Genomic DNA, 4,908 nt, shown 5'->3' with positions numbered 1-4,908 from the left:
GGTCCGACGCCCCATCACCACCGGACGGCCGAGGGTGGTGGCCTTGAAGTGGGCCAGGTCCTCCGGGAGGTGCCAGGGCATCGCGTTGGCGGCACCGTGACGGTCACGCCGCCCGCCAAGGCGGGCAAGGCCTGGACGGTGGCGCAGGCCGACAACACCTGGCCGGTCCACTACGACCGGGTCGCGGTCGACGTCAAGAACGGCACCGGCACCGTCACCGCCCGGACCAACTGGTCCGAGTACCCGGTGCTGTCCAAGCTCACCAAGCTCGGCGTCCAGGGCCACATGGGCCGGCTCTTCGGCCTCGCCAACCAGCTGGTGCTGGCCGCCCTCGCCATCGGACTCAGCGTCATCACCGTCCTCGGCTACCGGATGTGGTGGCAGCGCCGCCCCACCCGCGCCGACCGCTCGGCCCGCTTCGGCAAGGCCCCGGCCCGCGGCGTCTGGCGGCGCCTCCCGGTGACCGCGCTGGTGCTGGGCATCCCGCTGACGGTGGCACTCGGCTGGGCCCTGCCCGTGCTCGGCGTGACGCTGGCGGCGTTCGTCGTGGTGGACGTCGCGGTCGGCCTGGTCCGCGGCCGCAAGGCCTCGGCGAGCTGACCGGTCCGGGCGGGGACGGGCCGTTGGTCCCTTCCCCGCCCGGGGCCCACGGGTCGTGGGCGAAGCGGCGGAGTCGATACGATCGTCGCCGCCGCTTCCCCTACGACCCGCCGGGCCGGAGCCCGTCCGAAAGGTGCAACCATGACCTCCTCCAGCACCGCCACCGACCGCCGGGTCCGACTCTTCGGGGAGCCCGTCGACAGTTACCCCGAGCGCGCGCCCGAGGCGGCCCGGGGCGGCGTCCTGCGGATCACCGAGGTGGGCGAGGAGGTGCTGCACCGGCCCTGCCGCGCGGTCGAGGAGTTCGGGACGCCCGGACTCGCCCGCCTGGTGGACGACATGTTCGCCACCATGTACGCCGCCGCCGGTGTCGGCCTGGCGGCCAATCAGGTCGACGTCGACCTGCGCGTGTTCGTCTACGACTGCCGCGACGAGGACGGCGTCCGCCACGTCGGCCACCTGGTCAACCCGGTGCTCGACCAGCCCGCCGAGGAGGAGCGCCGGCTGGCCGACGCCACCGAGGGCTGCCTCTCGGTGCCCGGCCCGCGCCGCGAACTCGGCCGCCCCGACCGGACGGTGGCGCGCGGCACCGACATCGACGGCAGGCCGCTGGTGCTGGAGGGCACCGGCTACTTCGCCCGCTGCCTCCAGCACGAGACCGACCACCTCAACGGGATGCTCTACATCGACCGCCTCGGCAAGCGCGAGCGCCGTGCGGTGCTGGCCGAGATGGCCGAGCAGCGGGAGCAGGTGCTGGCAGCCCGCCTCGACCGGGCCGAGCTGCTCGGCCTGCCGCAGCGCTGAGCTCAGCGGGCGAGGAGGGCATGGACGGCCGCCCGGATCCCGTCGGGTGCTTCCTCGGCCATGAAGTGGCGGAGGCGCAGGCGTGCGCCGGATCCGAGCCGGGGCCGAGGGCCCACCGCGCCCCGAACGGGGCGGAACGTGACGGGACCCGGGAACGTATCCAGCTCCCGGGCCCCTGAGATGCCACCCAATTGCGCACACCGGCACGTTGAAGGGGGCGGATCATTCTGAGATCGACGTGTTCTGCCGTTGAACTACCGCGCCACGGTGAGAGGCGCAGGCGGGACTTGAACCCGCATCCGTCGAAGATCGTCCGCTCCCGGTCGATCCGGTGATCGGCGGCGAATACTGAGACTGGAGCGAGAATCTGAGATTCATGGGATGTGCCTCTACCGAATTGGGCCACCCCGGCCCGTGTGGTGCCGGGGGAGGGATTCGAACCCCCACTGTCATCCCGTGGTCAGCTTCAACATCAGTTTCAGCTTGCGCTCTTCAGCGCACCCCCCGCTCGAACGGGGGGCGATCGTGGGGCTACCCGAACAGGTAGCCGAACACCGCGTCGCCGACCCGCTGGTCGGAGACCTCGGCGTTGTTGGCCTCCTCGCGGGCGAACTTCACGGCCTGCTGGAGCTTCTCCAGACGCTCCGTCAGTTCGTTGACCCGGCGGGCCGGCAGGGCGCCGGAGAACTTCACGGTCGTCCAGTAGCCGACCGGGATGTCCTCGTAGTACACCTCGACCTGGGCCGGGTGCTTCTCGGTGGCCTCGGCCTTCACGTGGTTGCGCGGCACCTTCTTGGTGCGGATGGTGCGCACCGCGTCGGTCTTCCAGGAGTCCGTCGACGGATCGAGGTTCCACGACTCGGCGGCGTCCAGCACCGGCAGCTTGCGGACGAAGGTGTAGAGGTCTGTGAGCTGCTTCTCCAGGAAGAGCAGGTACGGCACGGGGACGGCGGCCAGCAGGACGGTGCCGTCCACCACCACGTCGGCGGCGGCCGTCCGGTTCGCCCAGTCCTTGGTGGCGGTCACGTCGAACAGCCGGGTCAGCGTCGCGGCGGTGCTGCGCAGGACGTCCTCGGCCTTCACCTGGACCCGGGTCGACTCGGGCGGCAACTGCTCGCCCTCCTCGTCCTTCGGCTGGTAGGTCCGGGCGATGCCGGCCAGCAGGGCGGGCTTCTGCAGGTCGTGGTGGGCCTGCGTGAGCTCCTGGAAGGACTTGGACTTGACGCCCTTTTCGACGGCGATGATCTGATTCAGCTTCGGCACGTCACGGAAGCTACCAGCAATCGCCGGGATGCTCCGGTCATTTATTCGAAGGGCGTCGATCGACTGCGCGCGAAGCGAACTGACGCTCCGTCACTCCCGGTCGGCGGGGCACCGGACCTGTCCGCCGCCGGTTGCGGGCCGGGCACCGGACGCTCCGGTCTCGGGTGGATTGCTCCGGGGCAACGGATCGGTGTCCGCCCGGTGGGTGCCGCTCGGTTCGGGTACGGTGCGGGGCGGACGTGGCCGAGGGCGCAGGGGGGCGGGCTCGATGTCCGAACGGGGGAGTGGGTCGCGCGGGTGCGGCACCGTCGCACTGGTGGTGCTGACGGCGGTGGTCGGGGTGGCCGTCTGGGGGTACCTGAGCCTGCGGCCCGAGCCGCAGCCCGACGTGGAGAAGGTGGCGCGGTCGGCGGCGGCCCGGGCCGCGGGAGGCGTGGTGAGCGCCCGACTGGACGGCCAGCTCGGTCAGTTGGGCGCCGCCCTGCCGTGGGCCACCCGCCTGGGTGCCACCGTGGCGGACGTCTGCGAGACCGACACGGTCGACCACGGCTTCGCGATCACCCGGGACACCTGGCTCCCGGTGACCTGCACCAGGACCGTCACGGTGTACTCGGCCTTCGACGGTGACTTCAAGGAGCGGCTGCGGCAGGTCGACACCGCGCTGTCCGCCGCCGGTTGGCGGGCCGGGGAGGTCCCGAACCGGGCGGGGACGGAGGGCGGGCTGGTCGAGGCGCTGGCCTACGCGCACAGCCCGGGCGGCGGCGCGAGCGCGGAGGAGACCGCGGTGGCGGCCGCGCGGCCGAACGTCGCCTGGATGCAGTACTCCCTGCCGCTGAAGGACGACTTCGTCGTCCCCGCCGAGGCCAGGGGCAACGGCGGCCGGCCGACGGCGACCGTGCAGGTGGCCCAGGCACCCCACCTGCCGTACCTCGACGACGGGACCGCTCTGCACGACGTGGCGCTCAAGTACCCGACGGTGCGGACGAGGTACTACGTCGACTGGCAGCAGTACGGCCGCGACCGGCTGGCCGCCGACGCCTACCCCGCGCACGGCGCCGTCCTGGTGGTCTCCGTCCACGCGGGCTACAACGCCGAGCCAGCCGGGCCCTGATCACCGGGCGCCGGCCGGTCCGTGAAGCGTACGGGGCGGAACGGGCCGGCTAGCCGGCGCCCCGCTCCACCAGGCCGGCCCGGGCGGCCCGCCGTTCCCGTGCCCGGCGTTGGCGTCGTCGGTCGGCCGTGCTCTCGGTCACGAGTTGCGGGACCCGGTGGGGCTGGCCGTCCGCGTCGACGGCCACGAACACCAGTTGGGCGGTGGCCACCCGGGTGACGGGGCCGCTGATGTTCCAGCGCTCGGCGGTGACCACCACCGACACGTCCATCGAGGTCCTGCCCGCGTGGTCGAGCCGGGCCCGCACGGTCAGCAGGTCACCCGCGCGGACCGGCGCGAGGAAGGACATGCCGTCGACCGACACCGTCACCGCCGGCACCCCGGCATGCCGCCCGGCTGCGGCCGCGGCGGCGTCGTCGATCAGCTTCATCACCACGCCGCCGTGCACCGTCCCGTAGAGGTTGGTGTCGTGGTCGCTCATGATGTGAGCCAGCGTCACCATCGACTCCTCCGGCGTGCGCGAGACGCACGGGGTCCCGGTCATCGACGACCCCCTCGGTGTGCCGGTGCCGTTCCGATGCCTCGTTCCACTGAACTCTCCTTCGCGAGTTCTCGGACCACGGGGCACGCGGCGGCGGAGCGGAGCCCGAGGCGTCCGCCCGCACCGTCGGCCCGCCCTCGGGGTCGCGGTGAGACCGCGCACCCCTCCGGCACGCGGGCAGTGGCAGGTCTTCGGACTCGCGGGCACGTCCGTCCCGGACAGGGCGGACACCTAGTGGCCGTCGCTTCCCGGGCCCGTCATGGGCCCAGTGCGTGTGACGGCGGTCGTTCCCACTCACCGCTGCGGGGCAGTCCCGGAATGGCCAGATGAAAGGCGTCACCGGGTTCCCTCTTACGACGCCCCACCCGAACGGCGGGGCGAACCAGCTGCACCGGTCACTCTACGGCCCACGGTCGGGCCGGTGTCGGAACGGCTCGGCCCCGCGCACGGGCCCCGCGTCGCCGGAGGAACGCGGGGCCCGGTGGCGTGACTGTGGGTCAGGTGTTCTTGGCGGTGGTGAAGCGGTTGGTGACGTCGGTCCAGTTGACGACGTCCCAGAGGCGGGTGACGTAGTCGGGGCGGACGTTGC

At 72.5% G+C, this 4,908-nt stretch carries 6 protein-coding genes, 1 pseudogene and 1 riboswitch; of the genes and pseudogenes, 3 read left to right on the top strand and 4 right to left on the bottom strand.

The genetic code is table 11. From position 1 onward, the window contains the following. Positions 1-81 (bottom strand): dihydrofolate reductase (locus ACWEPF_RS39520; protein WP_452176472.1); only part of this gene is annotated, 81 nt, incomplete at its 3' end. A gap of 3 nt (positions 82-84) precedes the next feature. On the opposite strand from ACWEPF_RS39520, the pseudogene ACWEPF_RS39515 reads away from it, so the two are divergent. Together ACWEPF_RS39515 and def are read left to right on the top strand one after the other, a co-directional pair. Then, positions 85-600, top strand: a pseudogene (locus ACWEPF_RS39515) (PepSY domain-containing protein); the annotation flags it as partial. 141 nt (positions 601-741) lie between these two features. Next, entirely contained in the window at positions 742-1,404 is a 663-nt protein-coding gene (def, locus tag ACWEPF_RS39510) for a peptide deformylase (RefSeq protein WP_452176470.1), read from the top strand. Between the two features lie 531 nt (positions 1,405-1,935). Here the strand turns inward: def and ACWEPF_RS39505 are convergent. Next, positions 1,936-2,667, bottom strand: a complete 732-nt coding sequence (locus ACWEPF_RS39505; RefSeq protein WP_345284574.1) for a DUF7873 family protein — start codon at positions 2,665-2,667, stop codon at positions 1,936-1,938. Between the two features lie 268 nt (positions 2,668-2,935). Between ACWEPF_RS39505 and ACWEPF_RS39500 the strand changes: the two genes are divergently transcribed. Further along, entirely contained in the window at positions 2,936-3,778 is an 843-nt protein-coding gene (locus ACWEPF_RS39500) for a hypothetical protein (RefSeq protein ID WP_452176469.1), read from the top strand. 49 nt (positions 3,779-3,827) lie between these two features. On the opposite strand, the gene ACWEPF_RS39495 is transcribed toward ACWEPF_RS39500, so the two are convergent. Continuing rightward, on the bottom strand, positions 3,828-4,322 hold the full coding sequence (locus tag ACWEPF_RS39495) for an acyl-CoA thioesterase (protein WP_452176468.1): 495 nt from the start codon (positions 4,320-4,322) through the stop codon (positions 3,828-3,830). 162 nt (positions 4,323-4,484) lie between these two features. Then, positions 4,485-4,722, bottom strand: a riboswitch (cobalamin riboswitch). Between the two features lie 94 nt (positions 4,723-4,816). Further along, positions 4,817-4,908: Fe-Mn family superoxide dismutase (locus tag ACWEPF_RS39490; protein WP_452176471.1), on the bottom strand; the 92-nt coding region annotated here is incomplete at its 5' end.

The organism is Kitasatospora sp. NPDC004289 (assembly GCF_053602875.1).
This window is presented reverse-complemented; position numbering and strand designations above follow the sequence as displayed.